Source organism: Halalkalibaculum roseum, from assembly GCF_011059145.1.
In the GTDB taxonomy this organism is placed as follows: domain Bacteria; phylum Bacteroidota; class Rhodothermia; order Balneolales; family Balneolaceae; genus Halalkalibaculum; species Halalkalibaculum roseum.
This window is the reverse complement of sequence record NZ_JAALLT010000003.1, coordinates 750,852-767,833: the sequence shown is the minus strand read 5'-3', so window position 1 is coordinate 767,833 and position 16,982 is coordinate 750,852. Positions and strand designations below refer to the sequence as shown.

Genomic DNA, 16,982 nt, shown 5'->3' with positions numbered 1-16,982 from the left:
TCAATAAGAACGTGCAAAGAGCACTTTCTGCCTGGAAGGCTTACCGGTTACCATACATTTGCCTTCTTCCCCTTCATTGAGTGGGATGCAACGGATGGTGGCTTTGGTTTCATCCTTGATCTTCTCCTCGGTTTCAGAACTTCCGTCCCAGTGTGCATAGATGAACCCACCTTTCTCATCGATAACCTCTTTGAACTCTTCATAGCTGTCAACCGTATGCGTATTTTCATCAATCCGCTTCTTGGCCGAATCATACAGATCTATCTGGATCTGTTTCAGCGTCTTTTCGATGCGTTCACCGAGTCCATCCCGGTCCACAATGTTTTTCTCCAGCGTATCCCTTCGAGCCAATTCCACATTATGATTTTCAAGATCCCTGGGGCCAACGGCAATGCGCAGGGGAATACCGGATGCTTCGTGTTCGGCAAATTTCCAGCCCGGATTGTAGTTCTCACGGTCATCGAGTTTTACCCGAATGTCCAACTCTTTGAGCTCTTCTATAATAGTATCGCAGTATTCGAGTACATTTTCCTGTTGTTCGTCGCTCTTCCAGATAGGAACAATGACCACCTGTGTAGGAGCCAGTCGGGGAGGGATAACCAGACCTTGATCATCGGAGTGCGTCATGATTAATCCTCCTACCAGCCGAGTGGAAACACCCCAGCTAGTTGCCCAGACATATTCGTGCGAACCTTCCGAGCTCTGGAATTTTACATCAAAAGCTTTGGCAAAGTTCTGGCCAAGGAAATGGGAAGTTCCTGCCTGCAGGGCCTTATTGTCTTGTAGCAAAGTTTCTATACAGTAGGTCTCCACGGCTCCGGCGAAGCGTTCCGATTCTGTTTTAACCCCGGTCTTAACGGGCATGGCCATATACTCTTCCGCAAAGGTGCGGTACACTTCCAGCATGCGTTCGGTCTCCTCAACGGCCTCTTCCTTGGTAGCATGAGCCGTATGCCCTTCCTGCCATAAGAACTCCATGGTTCTCAGAAAGAGCCGGGTTCTCATCTCCCAGCGAACGACGTTGGCCCACTGGTTGATCAAGATGGGCAGGTCGCGATACGACTGGATCCAGTTTCGGTAGGCATCCCAGATAATAGTCTCGGAAGTCGGACGTACAATCAATTCCTCTTCTAGACGTGAATCGGGATCGACTTCGACACCATCATCGACGCTTTTTAGTCGGCTGTGTGTCACAACCGCACACTCCTTAGCGAAGCCTTCCACGTGCTGGGCCTCCTTGGATAAAAAGGATTTCGGAATGAACAGGGGGAAATAGGCATTTTCGTGGCCGGTTTCCTTGAACATTCCGTCAAGGGCCTCTTTCATGTTTTCCCAGAGAGCATAGCCATTCGGACGGATTACCATGCAGCCTCGTACCGGAGAATGATCCGCCAGTTTTGCCTCGCGAATTACATCCTGGTACCATTGAGAATAATCTTCTGAACGATCGGTAATCTTTTTTGCCATGGGAAAATGATGTGCGCTTTAAAATATGAATTGGATTTATCGAATAGCTAAAAATAAGGCGAAAATGAAGAGCCTCAAAAAAGAAGTTTAAGTGAATAATACCACTTAGACACAAAGGCAAGTAAGGGTCTTAATTGATATAAAAAATTGCTTAATGTTTTGTCAGAAAAGTTTTATATTTGGCTTCCTTTCGAGTTGATGGCGTGGTAGCTCAGGTGGTAAGAGCGTCGGATTCATAACCCGGAGGCCGAGGGTTCGACTCCCTCCCACGCTACTTTTCCTAACTTTTCTTTGTGTCCCTCTGCGCTTCTTTGTGTTACTCAGTGGTATAGCTTTTGACATATAGTTATCAAATGCTATTCCACAGAGCTACTCAGAGTATTACGGAGTTGCACAAAGTTTTTTTGTAACTAGTATTTTCCTTCTCCCTTCTGCCATTTGCCCAATTTCACCCTTTGACATTTACCTGCAAATAAACGAGAATAAAGCATTCAACTCATTCAGAAATTCAACAACAAAAATTCTTGATTTATGGCACGTCCCGTTACTCTCTTTACCGGTCAGTGGGCCGACCTTTCACTGGAAACAATCGCAAAAAAAGCTGCTTCGTGGGGCTATGATGGACTTGAACTTGCCTGCTGGGGTGACCACTTCAATGTACAGAAAGCCCTCAAGGATGATGGCTACTGTGAGGGAAGAAAAGAGATCCTTGCCGAACATGGATTGGAAGTCTGGGCTGTCAGTAACCACCTTGTAGGTCAGGCAGTATGCGATCTGATCGATGAGCGTCATAAAGATATCCTTCCGAAGCACGTTTGGGGTGACGGTGATGCTGAGGGTGTGCGTAAACGGGCAGCAAAGGAGATGCAGGATACGGCAAGGGCAGCTGCCAAGCTGGGTGTGAAAGTTGTGAACGGTTTTACAGGCAGTTCCATATGGTCTAAGCTGTATTCTTTCCCGCCCAATAAACCGGAAACTGTTATGGAGGGATTTCAGGATTTTGCATCTCGCTGGAATCCTATTCTGGATGTTTTTGATGATGAGGGAATTCGATTCGGCTTGGAAGTCCATCCTACCGAAATAGCCTTCGACATTTCAACTGCCGAGAGAGCCGTTGAAGTGCTGGACGGCAGGGAAGCTTTCGGCTTTAACTACGACCCAAGCCATATGGGTTACCAGGGAGTGGATTATATTGCGTTCATAGAAGAATTCGGTGATCGTATTTATCATGCCCACATGAAGGATGTATGGTGGTCGGATGAGTCCCGCAGGTCCGGTGTGTTTGGAGGTCATCTCGACTTCGGCCATAAGGATCGATTCTGGGATTTTGTCTCCGTCGGTCGAGGGAATATTGATTTTGAACGCGTCATTCGGTCGTTGAATCGTATTGAATATTCAGGTCCGCTGTCTGTAGAATGGGAAGACAGTGGTATGGACCGCGAATTCGGTGCAGAGGAGTCATGTGCATATGTGAAGAGTATTGATTTTCCTCCTTCTTCAGCCGCTTTTGATTCGGCTTTTTCTGAAAATGATTAACAGAACATAGGCACTGTGGAATTAACTAGTAAAGGTAAATAGAAAATCCGTGTAACCTTTGTTCTTTCTAAAACACTATGAACAAATTTCCCGAATTGTGTACAGAGCGTTTACTGCTGAGGGATTTTAGAAAATCCGATAAAACAGCTTTAAAGGAACTATGCGGGCACCGGGATATTGCAGCTACCACCTTAAGTATTGCACACCCTTTTACCCTTCAGGACGCAGAAGATTGGCTTGAAAAAAAGGAGAGGGATTTCGAGGAAGGGAATGAAATTGCTTGGGCTGTGTGCATCAAAAACACAGGGGAACTTTCAGGTGGAGTTGGACTTCGCCTGGAGCCAAAGCACGATTCAGCAGAGCTCGGATACTGGATAGGCAAGTCGTATTGGGGCAGAGGGTACGCTACTGAAGCGAGCAGGGAAGTTCTGGCGTTTGCCTTCGAGAAGCTGGGACTCAATCGTGTAGAAGCACATCATATGACCGGAAATGAAGCATCTGGAAGGGTGTTGAATAAACTGGGGATGAAATATGAAGGGATGCACAGACATCGCTTCAAGAAGTGGGGTATATATAAAGATGTGAAGTGTTTTGCCATTTTGCGCTCCGATAGGTCATAGCGTTGGATTACTTATGGAACTCTTTTTGAAACCATTTATCAGAGTGGACTGTTGCATTTCTATGGTAAATTAAAACCAATGTCTTGAATCAGGAAAACACATCACAAAAATCAGATGCAAAGACGCTCTGGCTTGCAATCAGGAGAATATTCAGGTTAAGTAAGCCTTACCGGCTCAAATTTTATGTGGCAACAGTGCTGGCTGTTGCCTCATCAGCAGTCGGCCTTTCAGTTCCTCTCGGTTTAAAAGCACTGCTCGATTCTGTATTTCAAAGCGCCGATGCCGATTTATTAAATCTTATAGCCCTTATCTTATTCGGTCTCTTCGTCGGGCAGGCTTTTCTCTCCTTCGGGAGCACCTATTGGTTGGAGTGGGTTGGGGAGCGTGTTGTCACCGATCTCAGAAAGAGATTGTATGAACATCTCCAACGGCTGGGTTTTCGTTATTTTTCCGATAAGCGACTGGGTGAGATAACTTCCCGGTTGACCAATGATGTGGGTTCTGTGCGCACAGCACTAACGAATGCCCTGCCCCAAACCATTACGGTGACATTTTCCCTGCTGGGATCTATCGCCCTTATGATTATGCTCAACTGGAGGCTCAGCCTCATCGTATTTCTGACCGTTCCGGTAGTTACGCTTCTTACCCGCTACTTTGGAGGCAAGATCAGAAAACTCTCAAGAGATATACAAGATGATCTTGCTGATTCTACGGCTGTAGCAGAGGATGCTCTGGGAGCCATCCGAATAGTAAAGGCCTTTGCCAGGGAAGTATATGAAGTGGGCAGATATACCGAATCGGTTGAAAATCTTTTTCAGACCTCACGAAAGAAAATCTTACTCACCAGTCTCTTTTGGTCAGGAATCAGTGTAATGTTCATGACCACATTGGTTATCATATTTTGGTACGGCGGATTGGAGGTACTTGCAGGCAGGCTGACAACCGGTGACCTGGTAGCATTTATCTTTTATGCCTTTTCGATATCCCGGTCGATTAGCCAGATGTCAAGGCTCTACACCGATATTAATTCCGCCGTTGGTGCATCCGATCGCATCTTTGAACTGCTTGATGAAATACCGGAAATTCAGGATTCTTCCGATGCTATTGCTATAGATCAGATAGAAGGAAGAGTAGAGTTCAGAAAGGTTTGGTTTGCTTACGAAAAAGAGAGACCGGTACTCAAGGATATCAGTTTGGATATTCTTGCAGGTGAGACCGTGGCAGTGGTGGGTCCGAGCGGGGCGGGAAAGACCACCTTGATCAATCTGATTCCTAGATTTTTTGACCCTCAAAAAGGCAACATATTAATTGACGGTAATGATATCCGCCATATTAAGAAGAAATCATTGCGGGAACATATCGCCATTGTCCCGCAGGATGTGCACCTGTTTGGTACTTCGATTAAGGAAAATATTAGATATGGCAAACTGGATGCCGCTGATGATGAGATCAGGCGGGCGGCAGCCGATGCAAACGCCCTGGAGTTTATCGAGCAGATTCCGCAGGGGCTGGATGCTAAGGTAGGTGAGAAAGGGGTAAAATTAAGCGGAGGTCAGCGACAGCGATTAGCCATCGCCCGGGCATTGCTGAAGGATCCCGGAATACTGCTGTTGGATGAAGCAACATCATCACTCGATTCAGAATCTGAAGCCCAGGTTCAGGAAGCACTCGAGAGACTTATGCAAAACAGAACGACGTTCATAATCGCGCATCGCCTCTCAACAGTGCAGCATTCCGACAGAATCATTGTAATCGAACAGGGAGAAATTGTTCAGCAGGGAAGTCACAGTGAGTTATTGACGAAAGGCGGTTTGTACAAACAGCTATACGAAATGCAGTTCAGAGAAGAGAATGTTGCGAGGTAGGTACAAAAAAAATTAGCAGCCCTCCAATCAAGGATGAGCTGCTAAATATCATCTACAGACGGCTATTACCCCATTTGCACTACTAATGTACATGCTGGGGGCTTGCTCGTCAATAGATAAAAATTGGTAATTCGTCTAAGTAGAATTGCGTAGATCGAAAATCAGGTCTTGGAAACAAGGTCGTTTTCCATGGCATAGCGAACCAATCCTGCAGCATTGGGTATATTTAGTTTCTGCATAATGTTGCCGCGATGGGTATCAACGGTTCGTGGACTGATATTCAGCTTATCGGCAATCAGTTTGCTTGAATATCCTTCCACAATAAGCTGCAATACTTCGAGCTCTCTGCTGGTGATACTGTCATGTGGAGTACGACCTCCATTCAGGTAAGACTTGGTAATCAGTTTCTGTATCGGGTCGCTGAATACCTGTTGTCCTTTGGCAATGGATTCTATTCCGTGCAACAGCTCTGTCTTCTCGGTATCCTTCAGCAGGTATCCGTTGATACCGGCCTCAAGTACCTGGTCGAGAATGGCTTTATCAATATGCATCGACAGAATGAGAACTTTCACATTCGGATCGATTTCCCGAATTGCTTTCGTCGTCTCAATACCATTTTTGCCGGGCATACTTATGTCGAGAACGCATACATCAGGATTTTTCTCTTTGAACAGTTCGATGCATTCATCACCCGAAGATGCCTCTCCTACCACATCTATATTCTCAGCCGAATTGAGAAACGTACTTATCCCAAAACGAAGAATTTCGTGATCATCAGCTATAAGTACTTTGATCTTAGCCATGGGTAGCCTTTTATCTTACCCTGTAGTGATTATTTTTACCATTCAGTGATGAAGGTGATGAATTTAAAGTAAACAAATCAAATTAAATAGAGAAATGCATTCTCATAATAACCTATCTCAGTAAAAAGTAACAACATCCATAGAAAGAAAGCAAGGCTTTTAGAGACCAAAGCATGGTTCTGATCCAGTTTGTTCGAATTAGTTTCTCTATCAGCGCGAGGTCATAATTTTTCTGAAGCCTGCTGTGGGTAGGTGCCTGCAGCAGAAATGTTGACAGCCAGATTGCAAGTACCAATGCCAAACCAAATCCATTAATCAGGGGAAGTTGTGTGAAGTAAAAAGTAAGTACCGCCGAACTGATCAGCTCAACCAGCATCGGAGGAATTACCACAAAACCCGTTCTGATAACATGCTTTTGATGGAATTGATCAAAATTGGAATCTTCAACATCAAGAAAAGAAGGGTAGTGCACCACCTGAACAAACCAGATGAGTCCGGCCATAAAAAAACTTGAACAGGCGTTGACCAGAAAAAGGGTGTCGTGGCTCATATTGTTCTAAATTGGGAAGCGATTGGTCTTCATTATACTTATTTTCAGGCTTTTAAAATGTACCGGCAAAGAAATTTAATGTGTAGAAGAATTTTATGACCTTAAAAAGGACGCATACGTGCGGTGAACTTTCAAACGAACAGACAAGTGAAGAAGTAGTACTGAATGGATGGGTGTCATCGCGAAGAGATTTGGGCGGTGTTATTTTCATTGACCTAAGGGATCGGTATGGTATTACCCAGGTAGTCTTCAAGCAGGATGATGAAAAGCTGCACGAAAAAGCTGAAGAACTGCGCACGGAGTATGTGATTGGAGTGAAAGGAGAAGTAACCCGACGAGGTGAGGAAAATATTAACGAGGAGCTTGAGACGGGTACTATTGAGGTGACGGCTAAAGAACTGGTCATCTATTCACGTGCTGAAACTACTCCTTTTGAAATTAAGGATGATATCGCGACAGGGGAAGAGATACGATTAAAGTACCGCTATCTTGACCTTCGAAGATCCGATATCCAGAATAATATGATGCTGCGCTCCAATGCCTATCAATCTATCCGCAATTATTATAACGGTCATGATTTTGCGGAGGTGGAAACACCCTTTTTAATGAAGAGTACGCCCGAAGGCGCGCGCGATTACCTGGTTCCCAGCAGGGTAAATCCGGGTAAGTTTTTCGCCTTACCTCAAAGTCCGCAGACCTATAAGCAGCTGCTGATGGTTTCCGGTTTTGATCGCTATTTCCAGATTGTAAAGTGTTTTCGGGATGAGGATTTAAGAGCCGACCGACAGCCTGAATTTACCCAGGTGGACGTTGAGATGTCGTTTGTGGATGAGGATGATGTTATCGCTTCAACAGAAGGCATGATGCAACAATTGCTGAAGGATGTAATGGATGTTGTTCCAAATACTCCTTTCAAGCGCATGACTTATGATGAGGCCATGAAAACTTATGGTACCGACAAGCCGGATACCCGTTTCGAGATGAAAATTTCTGACTTTTCGGATCTGGTTGAAAATTCGGAATTCAAAATCTTTTCAAGCACTGTAAAGAAGGGTGGAGGCGTATTAGGAATTAAGGTACCGGGACAGGGCACTATAGGTCGAGGTGCGATTGATCGTCTGGAAGAGCGTGTTAAGAAAGAAACCGGTGCGGCCGGCATGATCTATATCAAACAGAATGAAGAGGAAGGGATTAAGTGTAATGTTGAGAAATTCCTCAAGGAGGATACCATAAAGGCGATGCTTGAAAAAGCCGGGGCAGAGATGAACGATCTGGTTCTTATCCTGGCGGGTCCAAAGCCTGATGTGTATAAACAGATGGGCACGATGAGACTCATGATGGGCAAAGAGCACAATATGATTGATGAAGACGCTTTTGAATTTCTGTGGGTAACTGATTTTCCCCTTGTGGAATGGAGCAAGGAAGACCAGAGATACTACGCTATGCACCACCCTTTCACTGCGCCGGTCAGGGAAGACCTTGATAAAATGGATGAGGACCCGGCTTCCGTGCGTTCCCGCGGTTACGATCTTGTGCTGAATGGTTATGAGATAGGTGGAGGTTCCATAAGAATCCACGAGCGGGAACTTCAGCAGCGTATGTTTAAGTTATTAGGCATTGGAAAAGAGGAGGCCGAAGACCGATTCGGTTTTCTTTTAGAAGCATTTAAGTATGGAGCTCCTCCACACGGCGGCATTGCTTTAGGAGTGGATCGCATCATTATGATACTTGCAGGAGGTAAGAGCCTGAGGGATGTCATCGCGTTTCCAAAAAATCAGAAAGCGCAAAGCCTGATGGATAATAGTCCGGATTATGTGGATCAAAATCAGCTGGATGAACTTCATATCAAACTGAAAAATAACATCGAAAAAGAATAAAGGAATATATTTGAAAACTTTAGGATTAGACGGTTGCCGGGCGGGATGGATTGCTATCAGCCTGGACGAAGGGAATGCGGGTTACTGGCTGCTGGAATCAGATAATGAATTGGAAAAATTTTTCGAAGATTATGATCGTATCTTTATAGATGTACCTATTGGTCTAGAGGATGAAAAGTACGTTAGGGAATGTGATGAACTACTCCGGGAGCGTCTTGGACCTGACTATAAAGCCAGTGTTTTTAATCCACCCTTGCGGCCTGCGCTTCACGCTCCAACGTATGCTGAAGCTTCAATGACCAGCTATGAGATCACGGGAAAGAAGATTTCCATACAAGCTTGGAACATCACCCCGAATATTAGAACGGTTGACAGCCTTTTGACGAACAATGAAGAATTCGAGGAAAAAGTATATGAAAGTCACCCCGAGCTGTTGTTCCAGATCCTGAACGGGGGGAGTTCCATTCTACAGAAAAAAGCTACCAAGAAAGGTCTTCGTCACCGCCTGGGATTGTTGAAGGACCAAAGCAAATTTGCCGATGATTTCTTCCGTGACATCAAGGAAGAGTATCGCAGAAATCAGGTGGACGAAGATGATATTGTGGATGCCATGGTGCTTGCTCTTTTTGCGAAACGATCTCTTGATGATGAGTTGAAAACACTGCCTGAAAATCCTCCTGAGGATTCAGAAGGTCTGACTATGGCAATTCATTACGTATAGACTCCATAAGTAACAAATAACCGGTTACGGGTATCGGCTTCGGCTTATCCGGAATTGTTATTCTCCAGTATATTCTTGTACTTCACACCTGCTTTATAGACCCGGTTGACGCCATTGAATGCTGCAATTTTGTAAGCTTCACTCAGGGTGGGATAATTCATGACATGTTGAATAAAGTATCGAACATCCCCGCCGTAAGAGATAACAGCCTGCCCCAGGTGGATGAGGTTACTGGCCTGTTCGCCGATTATGTGTACTCCCAAAAGCTTCAGCGTTTCAGTGTCGAATACCAGTTTTAAGAGCCCTTCATCCTGATTGGTCATGTCGGCTTTTGCATTATTCTTGAAATATGCTCTGCCGACCGTTACATCGAGACCCTTTTCACGGGCATCCCTTTCATTAATCCCGATATTTGATATCTCCGGGATCGTATAGATGCCATAGGGTATCTGATCGGGTGTTTCCAGTGCGGGTATACCGAACATACTGCAGGCGGCAAGTCTTCCCTGGGAAAAAGATGCCGAAGCCAACCGGGGAAACCCGACTACATCACCGGCAGCATAGACTGTATCGACTTCCGTCTTGTAGCTGTCGTTGACATGAATGAAGCCACGCTCATCGGTTTCAATACCGACTTTTTCCAGTCCGATTTTATCGGTATTGGGTTTTCGTCCCTCAAGGTATAGTACATGTTCAGTTTCTATGACCTGAAGTCGTTTATCGCCTTTCTTGTTACGGAAGCGTACCTCTGTTGTAGTGTTCAAAGGATTGAAATTAACATCTTCTACCGTAACACCGGGATGAATCCGTATGTTTTTTTCGGCAAGAATCTTATGGAGGTGTTCCTTAACTTCATGATCGAGAAAGGTTAAAAATTCCTCTCTTTCTCCAATGATGGTAATACGTGTACCAAGAGCTGAAAAAGTGGTGGCGTATTCCAACGCATTGACCCCCGTACCGATAATAACCAGCCTGCGCGGAATGTGCGTCAGGTTGAGTATTGATTTGTAATCCAGAATTTTATCATTATCGATTTCAAACTTGTCCGGATTTACAGGGCTACTCCCTGTACAGATAAGAATATATTTTGCGGTGTAGGTCTGTTTGGTACCGATATGTGTTTCCACTTCAACCGTATTTTCGTCAACAATTTTGCCGAAACCCCTAACCACATCCACCTCATTTTTAATGAGGTCGTTCTTGGCCCGAAGATTTTCTTTCTCCAGTATTTCATCTTTGTATTGAAGAAGATCCTCCATCTTAAACCGGTCATAAGGCTTCTGAGTATCTTCCTTGTTGAATTGGGAGTTGAAGTCTAAAATTGTTTTGGCCGCCTCACGTAGTGCTTTACTTGGTACCGTACCGGTATTAATCCAGGTGCCCCCAAGGTATTTTTCATGTGACTCCACAACCAGGGCTCTTTTGTCAAACTTTGAACTTTGCATGGCGCATGAGAACCCGGCCGGTCCGCTGCCGATAATAATTACATCGTAATCTCGAGACATAATGAAGTGATAAGTAAAACTGGATTTAACAAAACAACTGAACGTACTTTAAAATAGGATAAATTAACAACGATTTCTTGTCTAATGATTTGTCGTTTTGTTAACAGATGTAACCCCGTTTATTGGAACGAATATCGTATTACATTTGATTTTTTTATTAGCAGTAAAAAATATTACCTATTGCTAGCACTTTGCTGTCAGATATTATTTAGTAAATCCTAAAACGAAAATTTAAAAATTATTATGGCTTACAAATTACCAAGTCTACCTTATGACTACGATGCATTGGAACCTTATATCGATGAACGAACGATGAAAATTCATCATACCAAGCATCACCAGGGATACACGGATAAGGTTAACGCCGCGCTTGAAGGTCATGACTTTGCCGATCTTGCTATTGAAGAGGTGCTGCAGCGAATTAATGAGGTACCCGAAGACATTAAACAAGCGGTGATTAATAATGGTGGAGGTTATGCCAATCACAAGCTCTTTTGGACCATTCTATCTCCAAATGGCGGCGGTGAACCTACCGGTGACATAGCCGATGCTATTGATGAAGAATTCAATAGTTTTGATTCCTTCAAGGAGCAGTTTAATAATGCAGCCACCGGGCAGTTCGGCTCAGGATGGGGCTGGTTATGTGTCAAGAAAGACGGTTCTTTAGAAGTTCTTTCTACTCCTAACCAAAATAGTCCCCTGATGAACGGCTTAACGCCCATCCTTGGTGTAGATGTCTGGGAGCATGCTTATTATCTGCATTACCAGAATAAGCGGGGAGAATATGTCAATAACTTCTGGAACCTTGTCAATTGGGATAAGGTGAATGAATATTACAATGATGCTAAGTAAGCATTGTTCAATATTGTGAGTAGAGAAAGAGGTGCCCACTTTCGGGCATCTCTTTTTTATACTTCAAAGCTTCACAAATATGCTTTATATTTAAGGCAATTTAATACAGAATTAAGATACCACGATATTATGCAATTTGGATTCGGAGTAGGACCTGATACAGCTTGGATGCGCGAAGAATTAACCAATCTCGGTGTTGAAGAGCTGAAAACACCGGAAGATGTTGATCGTGCTATGAAAGAGTATAACGAGGGCACAATGCTGATGGTAATTAACTCAGTATGTGGATGTGCAGCCGGCAATGCACGTCCCGGTGTAAAAATTGCTCTCGATGAAAGTGAGCAGAAGCCTGATCACATGGTAACGGTATTTGCAGGTCAGGATAAGGAAGCTACAGCAAGGGCCCGTGAATATTTTAGTGAATATCCACCTTCTTCACCGGCGTTTGCCTACTTTCAGGATGGAGAAATCAAGGCGATGATTCCACGACACAGAATTGAAGGACGCACCAAACAGGAAGTTGCCTCTGATCTGAAGATGGTCTTTGATGCTTTTGGCGACGAAGAACAAAAAGAAGCCAAAGAAGATTAAATCAGGAATCCGGTTTTCATAAAAGCCGATGGTCATAAGGCCATCGGCTTTTTTATTGATTCAAAATTACCTTAACCAACCGCTATAAGGTGGTGGCTATTTGCCCATCCCAATCCAATTCCACGGGCTACCAACTTTAAGACTTTAATCAGCCATTACTTTGTGCTGTTTAAATTAATCTCCTCACCATCCTTATGCAGGGTAATGCCTCCTGGCCTGGCCAGTTCACCATCCGGACCAAAAGCATAGACCGTTCCGGCCAGTTCATCTTCTGTTCGCTCTTTGCCAACCTTGCGGGGTGCGTCGCTGAATACGCTGTCGATATGCAGTGTCTGCGTAGGGAACGCAAACTCTACACCCACCTCATCAGCCAGCCGGTAGATCTCAAGCAAGAAATTGTGGCGTTGTTGAAGTTCCTCACTCCAGCCGGGTACGTCGAAAAAGAGGTAGACCAAAACGTCAAGTGAATGGGCACCGTACTCATTAAAATGGACCTCATAGTTGTCCTGCTTTATATGCTCATTTGCCCTGATTATAGCTTTGATTCCTTCTACAAATGCCTCCATCTGCTGCGGTGTGGTGTTATAGGTTAAGTTAAGCACCATTTTCAGTCGACGATATTCGCGTAGCCCGAGATTATCAATTTCGGTGACGGCCAAATTGGAATTCGGTACGCTGATTACCGAATTATACAGGGTTCGAAGCCTGGTAGATCGAAAACCAATCTCTTCGACAACTCCTTCTGCATTGGATGTTTTAATCAGATCCCCTACCTGAAACGGCTTATCCATGAATATGGTAATGGATCCAAAGAAATTGGCCAGAGTGTCACGTGCGGCAAGGGCAAAAGCAAGACCACCCAGACCTAGACCGGCAAGCAGTGAGGTTACATTGATGCCGTTGTTCTGTAATACGAATATAACACCCAGTATTACCACAAATACTTTCAGCGTTTTCCGGATCAGAGGAACAAGCTGGTCGTCCAGCTGGCTTTCGGTCTTGGAAGTGAGTTCAGAAAGATAACCTGAAAGAACATTTACCAGGTTATAAATCAACCAGATAAAACTTCCTGATACGGCAATTTCAAGCGCCAGAGAAAGATAATAATTGACATTAACCGATAGTTGCAGATTGGTGTAGGTCAGCAAATAAAAACCCATCATGAACAGAAAACTGAACGGTTTCTCAATCTCATGCAACAAGCGGTCATCCCACCCGGTCTTCGTTTTGGCCGTAATGCGCTGGACATAGTTTTTAAATATGTACTCAAATAATAATCTGAATATGAATCCAAGCAGTATCCAGGTAAATATGGCAATATACTGCCATATTTGAATGCCCAGCCATTCATTATGAAGAGACTCGGGGATCCGGTCCAAAACCAGATCTACAAAGATAGAGAAGGTATCGCTGTAAATTTCAGGAATTGACTGAATGGTTGCTTTTGAAAACACCCACTGATTATTATCCTTTACCAGGTATACTTCAGGCAGCGAAGAAAAGAGTATATATTGATGCAGTCCGCTTAGTGAATCGGTGTAGTTGGGATCGTTGGGTATCTCATCATATTCAATAAGCAGTCCCCTTGAATCCAGTACTTTCTTCAGCTTTTGAGCCAGCTCCAGCTTTTGCTCGTCAGATTGCTCATCGGCAAGCTGCATGGTTTGAATCACGAGTTCCGGACGTTTATGACCCTCTTGTTGCCAATGCATGAAAGTATGCGCTGAGCGGCGGGGATTCAGCAGCAATTGAGAGGTAGTTGAGCTTATTTCTGCTCGTGAAAGCGTGTCTGCATCCTGTGCAAACGTACCTTCTGCAGTCAAAAATAAAGTAACAATGACTATAGAAATGCGTAGGCATGTTTTGTATAACATGGTATATTTAGATCTGGTTAAATTTTTACAAAATTAAACAGGTGATTGTATCCCGTTTTTAACGGAAGAACAGGGCACCCCTGGATTTTTCTATAGTACCAAAATACATTAAAAATAACATTGATCGGGCAGCGACTTTCATATTGGATTTTTCTTGGAGCATTGGGCCTTACGGCATTTTTTGTCTTAAGACCTTCCATTGATATCAATGCGGGAGAACCCATTGACTATAGTCGCTCTTCTATTGAGAGCAAAACCGTAGAGTTGATAGATCAGCTGGGTTTCTCCATAGATTCACTCCAAATGCTTTCAACCAGAACGCAGCACCTGAATTATTATAGTGTTCTGGAAGATTCATTGGGTGATGAGTTGCCTGCTCCCTCTCAATTAAACAGGAATGGGACGAATCTGACCGGCTGGGATGTTACTATAGGTGCTATTTTGGAAGACAGCGATTTTATTGCTTTCGACCGTCATGAGATTTTTGAACGAACGGGCCGACTGCAGATTTTGTATGACGACAATAACAAAGTCAGGCGAATTACCACCCATCGTGACAATCCTAATCCAACTTTCGTGTCCGGGGATTCACTCTCTGCCATTGCAAACCATTTGCTCAGGGATATTCTGGATTATGACCTCTCCGATTATGCCCTTCGAAATGTAGATGTGCAGGATTCCCTGGTATCATCCGGTGAGCCTGGCTTCAGTGGGCGGCAGCTGGACCTATTTGATACGGAAAATAATGAGTCGACAGTTTTCACATTCAATTGGGTGAAATCAAATCCGTCGGTTGCCGGACCTGATGAGTTTATTTTGGAGCTTAAGCCCATGATTAAGGAGATAGATACACGGCAGGGTACCACTATCAAATACGGCGCTTCGGTGCGTACTTTCAAAGCAATGGATAAATACGAGGTACAGCAGTTGACAAGTACCTCAATAAGCAATTTATCGGTGATCATATCTTTTGCTTCTTTAGGCTTTCTGATATTCATTGTATTCTTTTCAGGTATACTGAATATCAATAAAGGTCATGTAGACTGGAAACGCGCCCTATTTATTCTGGTCTCTATTACACTGGGCGTGACAGGTTGGAGAATTATTTATTTTATCAATACAGTCGATCCTTTTGTTACCGACACTGCTACCACTATTGTCTTGCTTAACCACCTGCTTTTTGGTGCGGCTCTTGGTTTGTACGGAGCTTTGGCTTACATCGGTTGGGAAGCTATTGCCCGTTCTCAGAAACAACCCCAGTTAAATATAATTGATGCATTCTGGCACAAGAAGATTTTTTATAGGGAGACCGGTGAAAGCTTAATCAGAGGTTATGCTCTGGGCGGAGTACTTCTCGGTATCTTTGCTTTTTTTCTTTACCTGTATGGTACAGTGTACTACCAGAGCGACAGTCAGTTTGGATTTGCAGAGGCCGGCATGCAGCCGAAACTTTTGACCTTGAATATGAATGCCTGGATCAATGTGTGGCTGGTGGCTCTGGCAAATGTAGGTGTAGCGATTGGGTTGCTTCAGGAAAATCTTAAAAACAGGTGGCAGGTATACATTGCGGGAATATTTATGCTCGGATTCCTTTTTGCCGGTTCTGCTTCAACGGTGGGAATCAAAGGTCCGATCTGGATAGATATCATACTTTTCACGCTAATGGCACCTGTCATTATTTACGGTTTTGAGAAAGCAGGGATTTTTACCTTTTCAACCGGGTGGTGGTTGTTTACTGTAATCATATTAACGACACCCTATCTGGGTTCTGAGAGTCTGGATGTGGCTTACATATCCTGGATTCAAGGTTTCATAATTCTGGTTCCGTTGGTATATGGTTTCATCGCCTACCGGTACGGGGGATCGGTGGCTGAAGTCAGTGGTTACATACCCGAATACCAGGAACGCATTGCAAACCATCTACGAGTAGAAAAAGAGATTGAAATTGCCAGGGATAGCCAGTTCAAACTGATGCCCTTGCAACCACCGACCATCGAAGGGCTGGATGTCTATGGTTTTTTCATGCCTTCTTTCGAAGTAGGTGGTGACTATTTTGACTATGTTGTTACAAGGAACGGAAGTGCCGAACCCAAAGCACTCACAATGACTATTGTAGATGTATCGGGTAAGGCAATGAAAGCAGCTATGCACGCAGTGTTTACCAGCGGGTTGTTATTATCCAGACTTCACCGTGACCGTCCCGAGGCAATTTTGCGAGAAGTAGCACCGACCCTCTATACACGCACAGATCCCCAGACATTCATAACTTGTATTATTGCCCAGTATCAGCTGGAATCAAAGAATTTATCCATTGCGAATGCCGGACATTGCCTGCCGATAATAAAGCGTGCGGGAAAAGCACAGTTTGTGAAAACTCCTGACCCCAAGTACCCCTTGGGTCTAAGAAGTGAGGTGTCTTACAATGCCCTTGAAACGAATTTGGAAGAAGGTGATTTTGTACTTCTTTACTCTGACGGGCTCCCCGAAGCAGTAGATCCGGAAGGAAACCGCTTTGGATTTGATGAGCTACTGGAGATGGTTGAATTGCTGGATACTGATACTAAACCCAGCAATGAAATTGCCCTGGATATTAAGAGGAGGATCCAAAAGTTCAGCGATTATCAATTGGCTGACGATACCACTATCATTTGCCTGAAAGTTTAAGGCAACCTCTATTTGTAATTGACAGGATAAAGGTACCTTTTCAGATTTTTTAATATT

Annotated in this window: 13 protein-coding genes and 1 tRNA gene; 9 read left to right on the top strand and 5 right to left on the bottom strand. The window is 44.2% G+C overall.

Annotated elements, in window-relative coordinates:
- Positions 1 to 1,467 (bottom strand): proline--tRNA ligase, encoded by a 1,467-nt coding sequence (gene proS, locus G3570_RS11780; RefSeq protein ID WP_165142510.1) that lies wholly within the window; start codon positions 1,465 to 1,467, stop codon positions 1 to 3.
- Between the two features lie 200 nt (positions 1,468 to 1,667).
- On the opposite strand from proS, the gene G3570_RS11775 reads away from it, so the two are divergent.
- From G3570_RS11775 to G3570_RS11760, 4 genes are all read left to right on the top strand, one after another.
- Positions 1,668 to 1,741 (top strand) — tRNA-Met (locus G3570_RS11775).
- A gap of 257 nt (positions 1,742 to 1,998) precedes the next feature.
- Positions 1,999 to 3,003, top strand: a complete 1,005-nt coding sequence (locus G3570_RS11770; RefSeq protein WP_165142508.1) for a sugar phosphate isomerase/epimerase family protein — start codon at positions 1,999 to 2,001, stop codon at positions 3,001 to 3,003.
- A gap of 77 nt (positions 3,004 to 3,080) precedes the next feature.
- The gene (locus tag G3570_RS11765) at positions 3,081 to 3,623 is read left to right on the top strand and encodes a GNAT family N-acetyltransferase (RefSeq protein WP_165142506.1); all 543 of its coding nucleotides are present in this window, start codon (positions 3,081 to 3,083) and stop codon (positions 3,621 to 3,623) included.
- A gap of 83 nt (positions 3,624 to 3,706) precedes the next feature.
- Positions 3,707 to 5,488, top strand: coding sequence for an ABC transporter ATP-binding protein (locus G3570_RS11760; protein ID WP_249067009.1), 1,782 nt, complete (start codon positions 3,707 to 3,709; stop codon positions 5,486 to 5,488).
- A 161-nt stretch (positions 5,489 to 5,649) separates the two neighbouring features.
- On the opposite strand, the gene G3570_RS11755 is transcribed toward G3570_RS11760, so the two are convergent.
- Both G3570_RS11755 and G3570_RS11750 read right to left on the bottom strand, forming a co-directional pair.
- Entirely contained in the window at positions 5,650 to 6,291 is a 642-nt protein-coding gene (locus tag G3570_RS11755) for a response regulator transcription factor (protein ID WP_165142504.1), read from the bottom strand.
- 112 nt (positions 6,292 to 6,403) lie between these two features.
- Positions 6,404 to 6,841 carry a hypothetical protein gene (locus tag G3570_RS11750; protein WP_249067007.1) on the bottom strand — a complete coding sequence of 146 codons (438 nt, stop codon included), beginning with the start codon at positions 6,839 to 6,841 and terminating at the stop codon, positions 6,404 to 6,406.
- Positions 6,842 to 6,936: 95 nt separating this feature from the next.
- Here G3570_RS11750 and aspS point away from each other — a divergent pair, with 95 nt between their 5' ends.
- Both aspS and G3570_RS11740 read left to right on the top strand, forming a co-directional pair.
- Positions 6,937 to 8,718: an aspartate--tRNA ligase gene (gene aspS, locus G3570_RS11745; RefSeq protein WP_165142502.1), complete on the top strand. Its 1,782-nt coding sequence runs from the start codon at positions 6,937 to 6,939 to the stop codon at positions 8,716 to 8,718.
- A 10-nt stretch (positions 8,719 to 8,728) separates the two neighbouring features.
- Complete coding sequence (locus tag G3570_RS11740; protein WP_165142500.1) at positions 8,729 to 9,439, top strand: DUF429 domain-containing protein; 711 nt, start codon at positions 8,729 to 8,731, stop codon at positions 9,437 to 9,439.
- 44 nt (positions 9,440 to 9,483) lie between these two features.
- Here G3570_RS11740 and sthA read toward each other — a convergent pair whose 3' ends face one another.
- On the bottom strand, positions 9,484 to 10,944 hold the full coding sequence (sthA, locus tag G3570_RS11735) for a Si-specific NAD(P)(+) transhydrogenase (RefSeq protein ID WP_165142498.1): 1,461 nt from the start codon (positions 10,942 to 10,944) through the stop codon (positions 9,484 to 9,486).
- Positions 10,945 to 11,187: 243 nt separating this feature from the next.
- Between sthA and G3570_RS11730 the strand changes: the two genes are divergently transcribed.
- Positions 11,188 to 11,796 carry a superoxide dismutase gene (locus G3570_RS11730; RefSeq protein WP_165142496.1) on the top strand — a complete coding sequence of 203 codons (609 nt, stop codon included), beginning with the start codon at positions 11,188 to 11,190 and terminating at the stop codon, positions 11,794 to 11,796.
- 129 nt (positions 11,797 to 11,925) lie between these two features.
- Positions 11,926 to 12,387 carry a BrxA/BrxB family bacilliredoxin gene (locus G3570_RS11725; protein WP_165142494.1) on the top strand — a complete coding sequence of 154 codons (462 nt, stop codon included), beginning with the start codon at positions 11,926 to 11,928 and terminating at the stop codon, positions 12,385 to 12,387.
- A gap of 155 nt (positions 12,388 to 12,542) precedes the next feature.
- On the opposite strand, the gene G3570_RS11720 is transcribed toward G3570_RS11725, so the two are convergent.
- The gene (locus G3570_RS11720; protein ID WP_165142492.1) at positions 12,543 to 14,261 is read right to left on the bottom strand and encodes a mechanosensitive ion channel family protein; all 1,719 of its coding nucleotides are present in this window, start codon (positions 14,259 to 14,261) and stop codon (positions 12,543 to 12,545) included.
- Between the two features lie 120 nt (positions 14,262 to 14,381).
- Here G3570_RS11720 and G3570_RS11715 point away from each other — a divergent pair, with 120 nt between their 5' ends.
- Positions 14,382 to 16,925, top strand: a complete 2,544-nt coding sequence (locus G3570_RS11715; RefSeq protein WP_165142490.1) for a PP2C family protein-serine/threonine phosphatase — start codon at positions 14,382 to 14,384, stop codon at positions 16,923 to 16,925.
- The last annotated feature ends 57 nt before the right edge of the window (positions 16,926 to 16,982 follow it).